The sequence below is a fragment of the Haemophilus sp. SZY H56 genome (genome assembly GCF_054332415.1).
Genome location: NZ_JBTGNX010000003.1, coordinates 137,770 through 152,816, shown reverse-complemented (window position 1 = coordinate 152,816; position 15,047 = coordinate 137,770). Strand labels below are relative to the sequence as shown.

The following is a 15,047-nucleotide window of genomic DNA, read 5'->3' as shown; positions in this document are numbered from 1 at the left end:
ATGGCAGGAAATGGTCAAGGCGTTCAATCGCAAGACATTATCAAGGTCTCCGCTACGTCTGGCTTTACGCCGGCACCTCAAGCGCGAGATCATAAAGTTGAAGTAGCAAAATTAATCGACGTATCCACCTGTATCGGTTGTAAAGCCTGTCAGGTGGGCTGTTCAGAATGGAATGATATCCGCTCTGACGTCAATGCAAAATGTGTGGGGATCTACGATAACCCTGTAGATCTCAATGCAAAAGCGTGGACGGTAATGCGCTTTAACGAAGTAGAAGAAAATGATCGTTTAGAATGGTTAATCCGTAAAGATGGTTGTATGCACTGTTCAGAACCAGGCTGTTTAAAAGCTTGTCCTGCACCAGGTGCAATCATCCAATATGCGAACGGTATCGTGGATTTCCAATCTGATAAATGTATCGGTTGTGGTTACTGTATTGCAGGTTGTCCGTTCAACATTCCACGTATGAACCCAGACGACAACCGCGTGTACAAATGTACCCTTTGTGTGGATCGTGTTTCTGTAGGCCAAGAACCGGCTTGCGTGAAAACATGTCCAACTGGTGCAATTCGTTTTGGTTCTAAAGAAGAAATGAAACTCTACGCAGAACAACGTGTTGCTGACTTAAAATCACGTGGTTACGAAAACGCAGGTATCTACGACCCTGAAGGCGTGGGCGGTACACACGTAATGTATGTATTACACCATGCTGATAAACCTGAGCTTTATTCCGGTCTTCCTAAAGATCCACAAATTGACCTCTCTGTCACTGTGTGGAAAGATATCTTGAAACCGGTAGCAGCTGTGGCAATGGGTGGTTTAGCACTTGCTGAAATTGGCCACTACTTAACTGTAGGTCCAAACGTAGAAGAAGATGTGGAAGATCATCACCACGAATTTGAAGAAGAAGATAGAAAAGGGGGCAAAGATGAGTAAGATTGAGATTAGCAATGATACTCGAATCATTCGTCATAGAACGCCTGCTCGTTTTAGCCACTGGCTACTCGTAATCTGCTTCTTTATGACGATGTTCACTGGTGTGGCTTTCTTCTTCCCAGATTTTGCGTGGTTAACTGAGATTTTAGGTACTCCGCAACTAGCGCGAGCAATTCACCCGTTCACCGGTATCATTATGTTCGTAGCCTTTATTTTCCTTGGCTATCTTTACTGGGATCACAATATTCCAGAGAAAAACGATATCCGCTGGTTAAAAGGCATGCTTGAAGTATTGAAAGGAAATGAACACGCTGTTGCTTATAACGGTAAGTATAACCTTGGTCAAAAAATGTTATTCTGGACATTGAACTTGGCGATGGTTACCTTGCTTGTAACAGGCATCATTATGTGGCGTCAATATTTCTCACTCTACTTCTCTATCCCAGTGTTGCGTTTTGCGATTTTACTTCACTCACTAAGTGCATTCATGTTGTTCACCGGTATCTTGGTACACATGTACATGGCATTCTGGGTGAAAGGCTCCATTCGTGGTATCGTGGAAGGTTGGGTAACCGTTCGCTGGGCGAAAAAACACCACCCTAAATGGTATAACGACGAAGTACTTCCTAAGCTAGAAGAAGATCTTAAAAACGAAGCTGAAGGTAAAAAAGTAAAAACCAAGGCATTGTTCAAAGGTATCAATGGCTAAAATCAAAAAGTGCGGTTAAAATGACCGCACTTTTTCTTATCAATACTTAAGAGACTATTATGAGTATCAAAATCTTATCTGCAGACGAAATCAAACAAAAAACGAATTCATACGATATTCCGCCTGTGCTATTTGCTAACCCTAAAAATCTTTATCAACGTCGTGCAAAACGTTTAAGAGAATTAGCAAAAGATCATCCATTGGCTGATTATTTACTCTTTGCTGCAGATGTTGTGGAAAGCCAATTAAGCGTATTTGAAAAAAATCCATTAGAAAAACAGCATTTCGATAATTTAGATGAACTTGAACCGTTAAATACTAAAACGTTTAAACGCTCAAGCATTTGGATTGAATATCTCAAAGAAATTTTACATAACATTAAACCCAAAGCAAATGAACAGGTTCTTGCTACCATTGAAAATCTTGAAAAAGCCTCAGAGAAAGAGCTTGAAGAGATGGCTAGCCATCTTTTAAGCCAAGAATTTAATTTGGTGAGCACCGATAAAGCTGTCTTTATCTGGGCGGCACTTTCTCTTTATTGGTTACAATTGGCTCAACAAATTCCGCATAACAGCCGCCAAGAAGGCACAGATAACCTACATTACTGCCCTGTTTGTGGTTCTGCACCTGTGTCAAGTGTTGTTCATATCGGTACTTCACAAGGTTTACGCTATTTGCACTGCAATCTCTGTGAAAGTGAATGGAATTTAGTGCGCGCACAATGCACAAACTGCAATGAACACAAAAATCTTGAAATGTGGTCATTAAATGAAGAGCTTGCTCTTGTTCGTGCTGAAACCTGTGGCGATTGCCAAAGCTATTTAAAAATCATGTTCCAAGAAAAAGATCCGAATGTTGAAGCGGTAGCGGATGATTTAGCATCAATTTTCTTAGATATTGAAATGGAAGAAAAAGGCTTTGCTCGCAGTGGATTAAATCCATTTGTCTTCCCTGCAGAAGAAGTGTAACGTCTTATTTTTCAGATAAACAAAGTGCGGTCAACATTGACCGCACTTTTGCATTCTAGAGATAACATGCCATCACGACAGCATTTTCTCGTCCACCATCTGGTTTGGGATAATAATTCTTACGAATATCAACCTCATTAAACCCTAACTTTTCATAAAGAAAACGAGCAGGATTCGATTCACGTACTTCAAGCCAAAGCGTTTGAATGCCTTTCTCTTTAAGTTTATCCATTAAACCTTGCAATAAAAACGAACCGTAGCCCTTTCCTTGTTGAGCGGGGTCAATCGCAATATTAAATAATGTGGCTTCATCTAATACCATTTGGCAAATAGCAAAACCAAGCACTCGCTCTTTCTCCACTAATTTCAAATTGAAATAACGCTCGCCGACATTATTTTTCAATGTTCCCAAGGACCAAGGCACTAAATGTGCAGCTTGTTCAATTTCATATAAGCGATCCATATCGCATTCTTCAATAGGAAAAAGAGAAGGCATAATGATTAAATTTGTTGGATTTGTTGCCAAAGCTCACGCTTAGCTTGGCTATCTTGTTGGAATTGTTGCCAATCAACAGAGCGATAAACACGCTCTGCGTTTAAGCAATAAGGCAAAGTGCGGTCGATTTCATCAGTATTTTCAGCCAATAACCAATACCGCACCGAATGCTGTAATGTGATATGTTGAATTTGATCAAAACTCAAGCAAAGGCAATCTTCTTTTTTGAGCTCTAGCGCAAGTCGAATATCTGCAAAAAGCGGTGAACTCGAGAGATTATCATTAGTCACCACAATAAATTTCACTTGTTCAGACACTCTCACACCAACCGCCCCTTGCAATACTTCGGGGCGATAGAGCTGCCAACGGGTTATCCCCATTTCATTTAAAAGAAGATTGCGTCTATCCATAGATTAACGAGCGATAGTATCTAACGGATAATCTCTTAAACCTTTAACAATCGCTTTTTCTTGCGCTTCGGTTGGTTTTTCTTGATACGCTCTTAAACTACGGAAAGAAAGAATGTTTTTCGCTTGATAAATCACGGCGATAAAACGTTGGAAATCTTTACCATCACAAGCATAGTAAACATCTGAAGCGTTACCAATTGTTTTTAACTCACATACTTTTTTGTTTGCATCAAGATATTTTGTCGTTAATGCAGGAACATGAGAAACATCTTTTAAATAATAGGTTTCGCTCATAATGAATTTACGATTGCTACGATCTACATTCGCCGCTCCACTTAAGAAACGCGGATCTTCTGATTTATCAAAGGCTTTCGTTTGTTTATAGAATTTCTCGCCGTTGAATGTCACTTCTTGGTTACCTTTTTTAATGCGCTCAAACTGCGCATCTAAGCTTTGCGCTTGTGCAGCAGGTAATTCAACTTTTGAGCTTGTTGTTGGTAAGGTTGAAGTTTTTTGTTTGCTACCTTGAAGTTGTTCGATTAATTGACAGCCAGACAATAAACTTGCCATTGCGACTGCGGTGATGATTTTTTTCATAAATAATTCCTTAATAAATACGTTTAAATCGTTTTCTTTTGTTAGAATAACACGTAATTTTAACCAATAAACCACAGGATTTAAAGCGTGATTTCTCTCGAAAGCGAAGTTTTACAACGCCATCTTCCCCTTTTTAGCGGTAAATCAATTCTTCTTGCCGGCGGCATTAATGATGATTTTCCTCAAATATTGCAAAAACATTGCCAATCTGTGCAGGTTTGGAGTTGGTATTTTGATTATGCCAAAACCCAAAGTGCGGTCAATTTTGAGGTTGAATTTCAGCCGCAATCTGATTTGATTATTTATTATTGGACGAAGAATAAACAAGAAGTGAATTTTCAGCTGATGCAACTACTCGCCAAAAGTAAAATTGGTCAAGAAGTGTTGATTATCGGTGAAAATCGTTGTGGCGTCCGTTCAGCTGAAAAATTGCTTGAACCTTATGGTGAAATTGGCAAAATCGACTCAGCGCGTCGTTGCGGTTTATACCATTTTTCCTTACAAAAACAACCGCACTTTGATCTTCAATCTTATTGGAAATGCTACCAAAATGATGCGTTAGGTGATCTCCGTATTTTCAGTTTGCCAGGTGTATTCAGTGCTAATGAACTTGATAGTGGCACGTCACTTCTACTTTCTACCTTAACGTCACCAATTCAAGGCAAAGTGTTAGATATTGGTTGTGGGGCGGGTGTCATTGGTTCCATGATCAAAAAACATCATCCTAAAGCGGATGTTACAATGACTGATATTCATGCAATGGCAATTCAATCTGCTCGTCAAACGCTTGCTGAAAATCAGCTTGAAGGTCAGGTTATCGCAAGCGATATTTTTTCCCATATTGAAGGGAAATTTAATCTGATTATTTCAAACCCGCCTTTCCACGATGGAATCGACACTGCTTATCGTGCGGTGAAAGAACTTATTCAACAGGCTAAATGGCATTTGACGGCAGGTGGAGAACTGCGTATCGTTGCTAATGCATTTCTTCCCTATCCCGATTTATTAGCACAACATTTCGGGAAATTTGAAGTCCTTGCTCAAACCACCAAATTTAAAGTGTATTCCGTGAGAAATTAAGGAGAAAACAATGTTTGTAACCAGTTCAGCCATTCAAAATGGTGCCTTTGAAGATAAATATGGTAAACGCGGCACACAATTTAGCCCAAATGGTATGCCAACCTACTCTATCCCGTTTGAAATTCATGATGCACCTCAAGGCACTAAATCCTTTGCAGTTGTCTTAGAAGATAAAGACGCAATTACGGCGAGTGGCTTTGTGTGGATTCATTGGCTTATTGCAGATCTTGAACGTACAGTTATTCAAGAAAATGAAAGCCAAACCGCAACAGATTATGTGCAAGGTGCAAACACTTGGGCGAGTAAATTAGGTCAATTTGATATTGAAGAAGCCTCATTCTATGGCGGTATGGCACCACCAAACTGTTTACATCGTTACGAACTTATTGTGTATGCGCTCGATACTAAACTAAACCTCAAACCAGGATTCCGTTTTAATGATCTACATTTTGCGATGCAAGGGCATATTTTAGATCAAGCTGTAGTAATAGGCACCTATGATGTTTAATCATTTATAGATCATCCTAAAAATGCCATAAAAAATGACCGCACTTCGATAAAGTGCGGTCATTTCTTTTAGGATTTTATAATGTAATTTTATTTGTATCTTTTACTAATTTCGCATGCGCTTTTTTCTGCTCTTTCATTTTCGCGCTCACTTCTCGACGTTGAGTAGAAAGATCCGCATTACGAATATTATAGTCATCAACACGGCCTTCATAGTCATCACGCATATTTTCGATAATCGCACGAACATCTTCAATGCTCATATCATCATGGATATATTGATTTAAGTTATCTAACAATAAGACACGTTTTTGGTTATCACGAATTTTGCGGTTGTTGTCTTCTATGTCGCGTTTAAGTTTATTTTTTAAACGATATAAACGCACATACTCTAATACTTCTTGGAAGGATTTATTTACATTTCCCATGATTAACTCTCTAAAAATTAAAAAACAAACTCAACGTAATGTATCGTTTTTTTTTCTGTCCGTCAAAAGCTTAACGTAAAATTGATGGGTTAGATCAAAAAACACTGTGATTTAGTTGATTATCCTATTTGGTAGTGGTAAAAAAGAAAAATACATTTCAATAAAATAAGGAAACACAATGTCAAAAGTCTTTAATTTTAGCGCGGGTCCAGCCATGATTTTTCCTGAGGTACTACAAAAAGCACAAGCTGAGTTAACCAACTGGCTTGGTCAAGGTGTATCGGTAATGGAAGTCAGTCACCGTGGCAAATACTTTATGGAATTGATTGCTCAAGCAGAAAAAGATCTACGTGAGGTATATCACATTCCAGATAACTATCGTGTGTTATTCCTACAAGGTGGGGCTCGTGGTCAATTCGCGGCATTACCAATGAACCTAATTGGTGAGAAAGGCAAAGCACTTTACTTAAATAGCGGTCACTGGTCTGCAACTGCAGCGAAAGAAGCACGTAATTTTGCTGAAATTGATGAAATTACCATTGTGGAAAATGGTGAGCACACACACATCACCAATCTTGATTTCAGCGAAATCGCTGAACAATACGATTACGTTCACTATTGTCCAAATGAAACCATCAGTGGTGTGGAAATTTTTGATGTACCAAATGTGGGTGATGCTATTCTCGTGGCAGATATGTCATCTAATATTCTTTCTCGTGAAATTGATATTAGCAAATTTGGTGTCATTTATGCGGGTGCGCAAAAAAATCTTGGTCCGGCAGGAATTACGCTTGTGATTATTCGCGATGATTTGATTGGTCATGCTCGCCAAGCTACCCCATCAATTTGGAATTATGCCACGCAGCGTGATGCGGATTCTATGATCAATACCCCACCAACATTTGCTTGGTATCTCTGTTCATTGGTCTTTAAACATATTCAAGCAATCGGCGGCTTAAAAGAAATTGCAAAACGTAACGCAGTGAAAGCACAAACCCTTTATGACTACATTGATAGTAGCAAACTCTATCGTAACGTAGTGGCTAAAGAAAACCGTTCAACCATGAATGTGACATTCGTAACAGGTAATCCAGAGCTTGATGCTAAATTTGTCGCAGAATCTACAGCTGCCGGTCTTCAAGCTTTAAAAGGTCACAAAGTGCTAGGTGGTATGCGCGCCTCTATCTATAACGCGATGCCATTAGAAGGCGTGCAAGCGCTTATTGAATTCATGAAAAAATTTGAAGCTGAAAATAGCTAATTATCTGATTCATTAAACTCAACGTGCGGGCTGAAAGGCCCGCTCGTTTTTATAAGGAAAGCATATGCAATATATCAACGTCGCCAATCAAGGCGTAAAATCTCTGTCGCCTTACCAAGCAGGAAAACCGCTCGAAGAACTTGAACGCGAATTAGGTATTACAAGTATCGTTAAACTTGCCTCGAATGAAAACCCTTTTGGGTTTCCTGAATGTGCGAAAAAAGCCATTCAAGCCCAACTTGATCATTTAACTCGCTACCCTGATGCGAATGGTTTTGAACTTAAAGCAGCTATTGCGAAAAAATTTGGTGTGCAACCAAACCAAATCACCCTTGGCAATGGTTCTAACGATTTATTAGAGCTCTTTGCCCACACCTTTGCGGGTGAACACGATGAAGTGATTTATTCCCAATATGCTTTTATTGTTTACCCTTTAGTGACCAAAGCCATTAACGCCATTGCTAAAGAAATTCCAGCTAAAGACTGGGGACATGATTTGGACGGATTTTTGACCGCACTTTCAGATAAAACCAAGCTGATTTTTATTGCCAATCCAAACAATCCAACGGGGAATTTCTTAACGGAAGCAGAATTAGATGCTTTCTTGGCCAAAGTACCTGAAAATGTGATTGTGGTACTAGATGAAGCTTATACTGAATTTACTCATCCAAGCGAACGCGTTAATTCTTTTGCATTACTGGAAAAATACCCGAACCTTATCGTTTCTCGTTCTCTATCAAAAGCTTATGGATTGGCGGGGTTACGTATTGGCTACGCAGTCTCTAATTCTGAAATTGCAGATTTATTAAACCGTGTTCGTCAACCGTTTAACTGTAATAGTCTAGCTTTAACCAGTGCGGTTGCGGTGATGAACGATGATACTTTTATTGAAAAAGTAGCTGAGAATAATCGCCAAGAAATGAAACGTTATGAAGCCTTCTGTCAGCAATATGGTTTAGACTTTATTCCGTCTAAAGGTAACTTTATTACCATTAATTTTAAACAACCTGCCAAACCAATTTATGATACATTATTGCACGAAGGCATTATTGTTCGCCCGATTGTAGGTTATGGCATGCCAAATCACTTACGTATCAGCATTGGCTTGCCACAAGAAAATGACAAATTTTTTACTGCACTTAAAAAAGTGCTTAATTTAAGCAATAAAAAATAGGAGCTTTTATGACCCAAGTAACAATGATGGGTAATCCCATTGAAGTAAGCGGCAACTTTCCCCAAAAAGGAGAGAAAGTGACCGCACTTACACTCACCAATAAAGAACTCGCTGACGTCACGCTTGATACTTATGCAGGAAAACGCAAAGTTTTAAATATTTTTCCAAGTATTGATACAGGTGTATGTGCAACTTCGGTTCGCAAATTCAATCAACAAGCAGCTAATTTAAAAAATGCTGTGGTACTTTGCATTTCAGCTGATTTACCTTTTGCACAAACACGATTCTGCGGTGCAGAAGGTATTGGGAACGTAGAAACGCTTTCTACTTTCCGTCATAAAGAAGTCCATGAAAACTTAGGGGTAAACATCACAACAGGTCCAATCGCAGGTTTAACTGCTCGTTCAGTGATTGTCTTAGATGAAAACAATAACGTGTTATATAGTGAATTGGTGTCTGAAATTAAAGATGAGCCAAATTATGAAGCTGCGCTAGCCGCACTATAATGAATAAGGCGCTTTTTCATAAAAAGCGCCTTTTATTTATTCAGGAAAGATTTCATTCAATATCAATGCAATCCCATCATCATTATGCGAAGCGGTGACACGATTGGCGGCCCGTTTAATCTCATCCGGTGCATTGCCCATTGCCACGCCTAATCCCACGCTTTCTAGCATATCTAAATCGTTAAAGTTATCACCGAAAGCGACACATTCTTCCATCTTCACATGAAAGTAATCTTCGAGAAAACGTACTGCATTACCTTTTGTCGCCGATTTATGCATCACTTCAAGGAAATTCGCATGAGAACGGCAAATACTTAAATGTGGGAATTTCTCTTTCAAGATTTGCTCAATAGCAATCACTTCATCTGTTTCACCAATGATTTGAATTTTATGTGGAGAATAGACCGCACTTTCATCATAAGGATCAATCTGAATGCCTGTTACGCTACGCTCATAAATCACCCATTTATTATCCAAATCGCGAGCGACGCAATCATCATAAGTATAATAATTGACACCCAACGCAGGATGATCTGCTAATACTTGATTAATGGCTTGGATATCAGCGGAATCAATTTGTACCGAATAAATAGGTGTAGCTTTTTTATCTAAAATCAAGGCGCCACTAAATGCCACAATGATGTTGTAATTTTCAATGAGTTTTGCATAAGGCCAAATACCAAGCGGCGAACGAGCAGAGATTGGTATAAATGGAATACCTTGTTTTGTAATGCGTTGAATTGCATCTAAGGTTTTAGGCGAAATTCGATGATCCGACGTTAATAAAGTACCATCAAAATCGCTGAATACGGCTTTATACATAATTGCTCCAAATCGTCATTATTTTTCGGAAAGGTAAGGATCGGCAAAGCCTAAACTCTGCATAATTTCAGTTTCTAAACTTTCCATTTCTTCAGCTTCATCATCTTCAATATGATCATAACCAAGTAAATGTAAGCTACCATGCACTATCATGTGCGCCCAATGCTCCATTAAAGGCTTTTCTTGCTCGATAGCTTCACGCTCCACTACCTGGCGACAAATCACCAAATCGCCCAACAGCGGTAATTCCACTTCATCAGGACATTCAAAAGGGAAAGACAATACATTGGTTGGACGATCTTTTCCACGATAAGTCAAATTCAAGTCATGGCTTTCTGCTTCATCCACAATACGTACCGTCATTTCGACATTATCACTTTCTGGTTGCACTGCGGTGGTTGCCCATTGCAGAATTTGCGCTTCTGATGGCAAACCTTCTGTATTTTCACAGGCCAGTTGTAAATCGATAATCATATTGCCCATATTATTCTCCTAAATTCGTTTCATTTTCTGACCGCACTTTTTGCTCACGTTCAGCTCGACGCTGCGCTGCGATTCCTTGGCGACGAATTTCATCTTGAGCTTCCCATTCTTCGTAAGCTTGTACCACTTTTGCCACCACAGGATGTCGTACAATATCTTTACTTTCAAAGTAGTTAAAACTTAATTCAGACACTTTGCTTAACACTTCCATGGCGTGGCGTAAACCCGATTTTGTGCTGCGCGGTAAATCGATTTGGGTTACATCCCCTGTAATCACGGCTTTGGAATTAAACCCAATACGGGTTAAAAACATTTTCATTTGTTCGACCGTCGTATTTTGGCTTTCATCTAGAATGATAAAGCTATCATTGAGTGTACGCCCACGCATATAAGCTAATGGCGCAATTTCAATCACATTACGCTCCATCAATTTTTGTACGCGTTCAAAGCCAAGCATTTCAAATAACGCATCATAAAGTGGTCGTAAATAAGGTTCAATTTTCTGTCCTAAATCACCAGGCAGGAAACCTAATTTTTCGCCCGCTTCCACCGCAGGACGAGTCAGCAAAATGCGACGAATTTCTTGGCGTTCTAATGCCTCAACAGCCGCTGCTACGGCTAAAAAGGTTTTCCCCGTTCCAGCGGGTCCAATCCCAAAACTAATATCGTGCGTAAGAATATTGTGTAAATACTGAATTTGATTTTCACCACGCGGTTTAATCAAACCTCGCTTGGTTTTAATTGTGGTGCTATAGACGTGATTTTCACTGCATGACTCACTGCCTTCTTGCGATAACATTCTGCTCTCTTGCAAGGCAATATGCACATCTTCCAAATCAAGTTCTTTCACTTTCCCCTTAATTGGTGCTGTCTCTACATATAATGCCTGGATTAATTTAACCGCACGCTCAATTAATTGCTCATAATGAGGTTTCGGACTTTCATCGTTAGATTTCACCGTGAAAGTAAAATTATTGCGGGAAATATTGAGGTTAAATTCTTTCTCAATCAGTTTGATATTTTCATCGAATGCACCGCAAAGGGATTGCAGACAATCATTTTCTTGAGGTTCTAAGGTAAAAGCTGTCATTAAATTTCATTTTAGAATTGTTAATACTGTTTCCATTTTAGCCTAATTACGATGAATGTAAAACGGGCTTCACCAACTGATGAAGCCCGATAACTAAATTAAGGCAATTCAGGGAAAAGCATCTTAATTACATTCATTGTCAATCGTCGAGATTGTCCACTAAATGGGAAAATATGCATCATCATCATAGGATTAAAGTTTGCCTCAATCACACCCCACGAACGTAAACTCGGTTCTGCCGGCTGTTTCAAATCAGGAATGATTAAATCTACACCACAAACTGCCGCCCCCATTGCCTTGCTAATCCCTACCGCAATTTCTTTGTAACTGGCATGCATTTCATCCGTCATATCAATAGAATCACCGCCTGTACTAATATTAGAATTCGCACGTAATTGAACAAGTTGATCTTTTGCAGGAATAGAATTCACGGTTAATCCTTGCTCCTTAAGCTGCAACTGCTCAATATCTCCCAATGCAATTTTTTTCAATGGTGTACGACTGCCATCGCCCCGTAAAGGATGATCATTTTTAGCTGCAACTAATTCAGCAACGGTGTGTACACCATCTCCAATTACATTTGCAGGAACGCGTAATAAGACAGCTAACGTTTGATCACCCAACACAAAGAAACGATATTCGGTGCCAAGTAGATAATCTTCAACCATGATCTCTTTATCTTCACGGAAAGCAATTTCTACTGCTTTTGTAAAATCTTCTCTATTCGTTACACCCTGTTGGAAAATGCTGATCCCTAAACCAAAATTCGTTGATTTTGGCTTAATCACGACGGCTCGATTCTCAAAAAGTGGGAAATTTTCGACCGCACTTTTCACATCGGTAAATTCGATACTTTGCGGTACGTTAAAACCTGCTTTTGCTAACACTTTCTTCGTCACTACTTTATTTTCCATAATGAGTGGAGAAATATAGCTATCATGAGAAGTCATATTACCATTTTTCACATACTCCAAATGTTCGCCAAATTGAAGACTAATAAATTGATCACGTTCATCCAAAATCTCAATGTTTAATCCTTTTTGGATTGCATCAAACAATAACGCCTGTGTTGACAGTTCCATATTATCAAACGCACTTAATGCATAAAAACATTCAAAGGCTTTTGCTTTATTGGATTGCGCGATATCAGCCCCTAATTGTTGGTAACTGCCGACCTGTTCAATTGCCGAGACAACTTTTGCACAAAGCGTTTGGCTTGGATCAGCAAATTGTCCTAATTTGTCTTTAACAATGGTTTTAATCTCATCACTTACATTGAGTTGCTCAAGCATTTTAAGCATTTCAAGGAGGACTAATTCCCCTTCTACCGCATAAACACTTTGCTTTTTTGGATCTTCCCATGCCACTTCAGCAAGACGTGCTTTGCCTAATTTTACACCCTCTTGATCAGCGGTATCATCAAGCCATGCCATTAATAAAATAAAATAATGAATGAATTTCGCATCACTAAGTTCTATTCCGTAAGGTGCAAACGGATTGAGATCAAACAAGCGGAATTCCAAATATTGAATTCCATTTTTGAGTAAATCTCGCGCTTTTTTCGCACCGCGTAAACGTACGCTCGAGTAAAACTCTTTTTCAGCAATCAGATCACCTGATTTCACCCAGTGTTCTAACGTCTCAACATAGTCTTGCAAACTGTCATAAGAGACGTGGATCTTCGGATCATTCACATAACCATATTTTCCTGACCGTAAACTGCGCACATATTGATGCAATTTAAGGGGGGAATTACCTCTGAAATATTTTTCCTCTACCGTCGGTGTCGCAGAAAACAGATAAAGCAGAATCCATTGATAGCGTAAGAAGTTCTTCGCTATTTTTAGGTAAAAATCATTTCTAAAATCAACCGCACTTTGTGTTTCATTTTGCGCATAAAATAAGGCATCAATAAACTTAGGTTCAATCTGAAAATTATAATGAATACCACTGACCATTTGCTTGTATTTACCATAAGATTGAACTAAATGCTCACGATAAGCCACATCCTCTGAATTATCTAATTGAGCGACCTTAATCTGATCTTCCGGCGGTAAACCGGCTGGCATACTGAAAGGAAAAATAAATTCATTGTCGGGTAATGTTCGCAAGGTGACTTCATGAATTGCCGAGAGCCAACGTAATGTGTCCTCTAATTTTTTCATAGGCGGAGTCACCAGTTCCAACTGGCTTTCCGCAAAATCCGTTTGAATATAAGGATGAAAGCGACGATTACCAAAGGCTTTCGGATGTGGTGTTGTCACAATTGAGCCATTAGCATGTACACGTTGACTTTCCTTCTCTATGCCGAAAGAACCTTGTTGAAATAAGAGTTCCAAATGATGTTGCTTAATAATTTGCTGAATATTCATAGCCGTCCTTATTAGATATTTCTACTTCACATTATGTAAAAAAATCACTATAGAACAAAGGAAGAAAATGGAATGGGATATGAAATTTTGATATAAGAAAAAATACCTGATAATTATTTGCATTATCTATTTTAAGTGATTAGAATAGGGCAACTTTTATTTTCAGAAAATGGGCGATTTGCCCAATAACATAAGGAGTTTTCATGAAAATTAAGCACTTCCAAATTGCCGCACTAACTGGCTTAATGGCGTTTGCAGGATTCGCTTCTGCAGATATTACCGTTTACAACGGCCAACACAAAGAAGGTTCTCAAGCCGTTGCTGATGCATTTACAAAAGCAACGGGCATTAAAGTGACCTTAAACAGTGCGAAAAGCGATCAACTTGCAGGTCAATTAAAAGAAGAGGGCGATAAAACCCCTGCTGACGTATTCTTTTCTGAACAAACTGCACCTTTCGCTGCCCTGTCTGATGCAGGCTTATTAGAACCGCTTTCTGCAGATACTATTAAACAAACTGCACACAATGGCGTGCCTGTTGCACCGAAAAAAGACTGGGTCGCATTAAGCGGTCGTTCTCGTGTTGTGGTTTACGATCACACTAAATTATCTGAAAAAGACATGGAAAAATCCGTATTAGATTATGCAACACCAAAATGGAAAGATAAAATTGGTTACGTTCCAACTTCAGGCGCATTCTTAGAGCAAGTGGTTGCGATTACCAAATTGAAAGGTAAAGATGCCGCTCTTAAATGGTTAAAAGGCTTAAAAGAAAACGGTAAACTTTATGCGAAAAACAGCGTTGCTCTTCAAGCGGTTGAAAATGGTGAAGTACCCGCAGCGTTAATTAATAACTATTACTGGTATGCGATGGCAAAAGAAAAAGGTGCTGAAAACCTCAAAACTCGTCTTTACTTTATTCGTCATAAAGATCCTGGTGCGTTAGTAACTTATTCAGGGGCAGCTGTATTAAAAGGCTCTAAAAATAAAGAAGAAGCGAAAAAATTTGTCGATTTCTTAGCAAGTAAAGAAGGACAAGAAGCATTTGTTTCCGTACGTGCAGAATACCCACTTCGTACCGACGTAGTTTCTCCATTCAAAATGGAACCTTACTCAAAATTAGAAGCACCAGTTGTTTCAGCAACGACTTCTGAAGACAAAAACAATGCAAACAAACTTATTGAAGAAGCTGGCCTGAAATAATTTTTG

The 15,047-nt window shown here is 39.1% G+C and carries 17 protein-coding genes; 9 read left to right on the top strand and 8 right to left on the bottom strand.

The features are described from left to right. Genes fdxH through fdhE form a run of 3 tightly spaced genes read left to right on the top strand, consistent with a single transcriptional unit; the run spans nt 1 to nt 2,613 of the window. Nucleotides 1–936, top strand: coding sequence for a formate dehydrogenase subunit beta (gene fdxH, locus ACXVWP_RS03765; RefSeq protein ID WP_297569519.1), 936 nt, complete (start codon nt 1–3; stop codon nt 934–936). Then, entirely contained in the window at nt 929–1,645 is a 717-nt protein-coding gene (locus ACXVWP_RS03760; protein WP_297569517.1) for a formate dehydrogenase subunit gamma, read from the top strand. Before fdxH ends, ACXVWP_RS03760 begins: the two co-directional genes overlap by 8 nt. Before the next feature lie 59 nt (nt 1,646–1,704). Beyond that, entirely contained in the window at nt 1,705–2,613 is a 909-nt protein-coding gene (gene fdhE, locus ACXVWP_RS03755; RefSeq protein ID WP_289901227.1) for a formate dehydrogenase accessory protein FdhE, read from the top strand. A gap of 55 nt (nt 2,614–2,668) precedes the next feature. Here fdhE and rimI read toward each other — a convergent pair whose 3' ends face one another. The 3 genes from rimI to ACXVWP_RS03740 are packed head-to-tail and all read right to left on the bottom strand — an operon-like array spanning nt 2,669 to nt 4,116. Continuing rightward, nucleotides 2,669–3,109 (bottom strand): ribosomal protein S18-alanine N-acetyltransferase, encoded by a 441-nt coding sequence (gene rimI, locus ACXVWP_RS03750; RefSeq protein ID WP_289901382.1) that lies wholly within the window; start codon nt 3,107–3,109, stop codon nt 2,669–2,671. Between the two features lie 5 nt (nt 3,110–3,114). After that, complete coding sequence (locus ACXVWP_RS03745; protein ID WP_289901228.1) at nt 3,115–3,519, bottom strand: DNA polymerase III subunit psi; 405 nt, start codon at nt 3,517–3,519, stop codon at nt 3,115–3,117. Between the two features lie 3 nt (nt 3,520–3,522). Then, entirely contained in the window at nt 3,523–4,116 is a 594-nt protein-coding gene (locus tag ACXVWP_RS03740) for a hypothetical protein (protein WP_289901229.1), read from the bottom strand. A gap of 87 nt (nt 4,117–4,203) precedes the next feature. Here ACXVWP_RS03740 and rsmC point away from each other — a divergent pair, with 87 nt between their 5' ends. Then, the gene (gene rsmC, locus ACXVWP_RS03735) at nt 4,204–5,196 is read left to right on the top strand and encodes a 16S rRNA (guanine(1207)-N(2))-methyltransferase RsmC (protein ID WP_289901230.1); all 993 of its coding nucleotides are present in this window, start codon (nt 4,204–4,206) and stop codon (nt 5,194–5,196) included. Nucleotides 5,197–5,206: 10 nt separating this feature from the next. Continuing rightward, complete coding sequence (locus ACXVWP_RS03730; protein WP_049355953.1) at nt 5,207–5,704, top strand: YbhB/YbcL family Raf kinase inhibitor-like protein; 498 nt, start codon at nt 5,207–5,209, stop codon at nt 5,702–5,704. A gap of 76 nt (nt 5,705–5,780) precedes the next feature. Here ACXVWP_RS03730 and ACXVWP_RS03725 read toward each other — a convergent pair whose 3' ends face one another. Further along, entirely contained in the window at nt 5,781–6,131 is a 351-nt protein-coding gene (locus ACXVWP_RS03725) for a DUF496 family protein (RefSeq protein WP_289901231.1), read from the bottom strand. Nucleotides 6,132–6,309: 178 nt separating this feature from the next. On the opposite strand from ACXVWP_RS03725, the gene serC reads away from it, so the two are divergent. The 3 genes from serC (at nt 6,310) to tpx (ending at nt 9,072) form a co-directional block, all read left to right on the top strand. Further along, nucleotides 6,310–7,392 (top strand): 3-phosphoserine/phosphohydroxythreonine transaminase, encoded by a 1,083-nt coding sequence (gene serC / locus ACXVWP_RS03720; protein ID WP_289901232.1) that lies wholly within the window; start codon nt 6,310–6,312, stop codon nt 7,390–7,392. 64 nt (nt 7,393–7,456) lie between these two features. Further along, a complete protein-coding gene (gene hisC / locus ACXVWP_RS03715; RefSeq protein WP_289901233.1) occupies nt 7,457–8,566 on the top strand; it encodes a histidinol-phosphate transaminase in 1,110 nt (369 codons plus the stop codon). An 8-nt stretch (nt 8,567–8,574) separates the two neighbouring features. Beyond that, on the top strand, nt 8,575–9,072 hold the full coding sequence (tpx, locus tag ACXVWP_RS03710; protein ID WP_289901234.1) for a thiol peroxidase: 498 nt from the start codon (nt 8,575–8,577) through the stop codon (nt 9,070–9,072). 36 nt (nt 9,073–9,108) lie between these two features. Here tpx and ACXVWP_RS03705 read toward each other — a convergent pair whose 3' ends face one another. The 4 genes from ACXVWP_RS03705 to gshAB all read right to left on the bottom strand — a co-directional run bounded on the left by ACXVWP_RS03705 (nt 9,109) and on the right by gshAB (nt 13,839). Continuing rightward, entirely contained in the window at nt 9,109–9,894 is a 786-nt protein-coding gene (locus tag ACXVWP_RS03705; RefSeq protein ID WP_289901235.1) for a Cof-type HAD-IIB family hydrolase, read from the bottom strand. 18 nt (nt 9,895–9,912) lie between these two features. Continuing rightward, complete coding sequence (gene ybeY, locus ACXVWP_RS03700; protein ID WP_289901236.1) at nt 9,913–10,377, bottom strand: rRNA maturation RNase YbeY; 465 nt, start codon at nt 10,375–10,377, stop codon at nt 9,913–9,915. 1 nt (nt 10,378) lies between these two features. Next, nucleotides 10,379–11,467: a PhoH family protein gene (locus ACXVWP_RS03695; RefSeq protein ID WP_297568648.1), complete on the bottom strand. Its 1,089-nt coding sequence runs from the start codon at nt 11,465–11,467 to the stop codon at nt 10,379–10,381. Between the two features lie 98 nt (nt 11,468–11,565). Next, the gene (gene gshAB, locus ACXVWP_RS03690) at nt 11,566–13,839 is read right to left on the bottom strand and encodes a bifunctional glutamate--cysteine ligase GshA/glutathione synthetase GshB (RefSeq protein WP_297568645.1); all 2,274 of its coding nucleotides are present in this window, start codon (nt 13,837–13,839) and stop codon (nt 11,566–11,568) included. A 203-nt stretch (nt 13,840–14,042) separates the two neighbouring features. Between gshAB and ACXVWP_RS03685 the strand changes: the two genes are divergently transcribed. Then, complete coding sequence (locus ACXVWP_RS03685) at nt 14,043–15,041, top strand: iron ABC transporter substrate-binding protein (RefSeq protein WP_289901239.1); 999 nt, start codon at nt 14,043–14,045, stop codon at nt 15,039–15,041. The last annotated feature ends 6 nt before the right edge of the window (nt 15,042–15,047 follow it).

What these genes read in the sequence shown, in the direction of transcription:
- fdxH (WP_297569519.1), top strand. Translation starts at nt 1, where the DNA reads ATGGCAGGAAATGGTCAAGGCGTTCAATCGCAAGACATTATCAAGGTC.
- ACXVWP_RS03760 (WP_297569517.1), top strand. Translation starts at nt 929, where the DNA reads ATGAGTAAGATTGAGATTAGCAATGATACTCGAATCATTCGTCATAGA.
- fdhE (WP_289901227.1), top strand. Translation starts at nt 1,705, where the DNA reads ATGAGTATCAAAATCTTATCTGCAGACGAAATCAAACAAAAAACGAAT.
- rimI (WP_289901382.1), bottom strand. Translation starts at nt 3,109, where the DNA reads ATGCCTTCTCTTTTTCCTATTGAAGAATGCGATATGGATCGCTTATAT.
- ACXVWP_RS03745 (WP_289901228.1), bottom strand. Translation starts at nt 3,519, where the DNA reads ATGGATAGACGCAATCTTCTTTTAAATGAAATGGGGATAACCCGTTGG.
- ACXVWP_RS03740 (WP_289901229.1), bottom strand. Translation starts at nt 4,116, where the DNA reads ATGAAAAAAATCATCACCGCAGTCGCAATGGCAAGTTTATTGTCTGGC.
- ACXVWP_RS03730 (WP_049355953.1), top strand. Translation starts at nt 5,207, where the DNA reads ATGTTTGTAACCAGTTCAGCCATTCAAAATGGTGCCTTTGAAGATAAA.
- ACXVWP_RS03725 (WP_289901231.1), bottom strand. Translation starts at nt 6,131, where the DNA reads ATGGGAAATGTAAATAAATCCTTCCAAGAAGTATTAGAGTATGTGCGT.
- serC (WP_289901232.1), top strand. Translation starts at nt 6,310, where the DNA reads ATGTCAAAAGTCTTTAATTTTAGCGCGGGTCCAGCCATGATTTTTCCT.
- hisC (WP_289901233.1), top strand. Translation starts at nt 7,457, where the DNA reads ATGCAATATATCAACGTCGCCAATCAAGGCGTAAAATCTCTGTCGCCT.
- tpx (WP_289901234.1), top strand. Translation starts at nt 8,575, where the DNA reads ATGACCCAAGTAACAATGATGGGTAATCCCATTGAAGTAAGCGGCAAC.
- ACXVWP_RS03705 (WP_289901235.1), bottom strand. Translation starts at nt 9,894, where the DNA reads ATGTATAAAGCCGTATTCAGCGATTTTGATGGTACTTTATTAACGTCG.
- ybeY (WP_289901236.1), bottom strand. Translation starts at nt 10,377, where the DNA reads ATGGGCAATATGATTATCGATTTACAACTGGCCTGTGAAAATACAGAA.
- ACXVWP_RS03695 (WP_297568648.1), bottom strand. Translation starts at nt 11,467, where the DNA reads ATGACAGCTTTTACCTTAGAACCTCAAGAAAATGATTGTCTGCAATCC.
- gshAB (WP_297568645.1), bottom strand. Translation starts at nt 13,839, where the DNA reads ATGAATATTCAGCAAATTATTAAGCAACATCATTTGGAACTCTTATTT.
- ACXVWP_RS03685 (WP_289901239.1), top strand. Translation starts at nt 14,043, where the DNA reads ATGAAAATTAAGCACTTCCAAATTGCCGCACTAACTGGCTTAATGGCG.